The organism is Streptomyces doebereineriae (assembly GCF_031845645.1).
Taxonomy (GTDB): Bacteria; Actinomycetota; Actinomycetes; order Streptomycetales; family Streptomycetaceae; genus Streptomyces; species Streptomyces canus.
In genome coordinates this window covers 1-428 of sequence record NZ_JAVREZ010000413.1, presented here as the reverse complement: position 1 = coordinate 428, position 428 = coordinate 1, and the positions used below count along the sequence as shown (strand labels likewise).

The window sequence follows — 428 nt, the reverse complement described above, 5'->3', positions numbered from 1 at the left end:
CTTCCGTACGTACTACGCGCCCAACAACGCGGTGCTCTCGATCGTCGGGGACATCGACCCCGAGCAGACCCTCGCCTGGGTCGAGAAGTACTTCGGCTCCATCCCGTCCCACGACGGCAAGCAGCCGCCGCGCGACGGCACCCTGCCCGAGATCATCGGCGAGCAGCTGCGCGAAGTGGTCCACGAGGAGGTCCCGGCGCGCGCCCTGATGGCCGCCTACCGCCTCCCGCACGACGGCACCCGCGCCTGCGACGCGGCCGACCTGGCGCTCACCGTGCTCGGCGGCGGCGAGTCCTCGCGGCTGCACAACCGCCTGGTCCGCCGCGACCGTACGGCGGTGGCTGCGGGCTTCGGGCTGCTGCGGCTCGCCGGGGCGCCCTCGCTGGGCTGGCTGGACGTGAAGACCTCCGTCGGGGTCGAGGTGGAGA

Annotated in this window: 1 protein-coding gene; it reads left to right on the top strand. The window is 73.1% G+C overall.

Annotation, left to right across the window (positions count from 1 at the left end):
• Positions 1-428, top strand: a 428-nt coding sequence (locus RNB18_RS52565) for a M16 family metallopeptidase (protein ID WP_311721125.1), incomplete at both ends; no start/stop codon positions are given.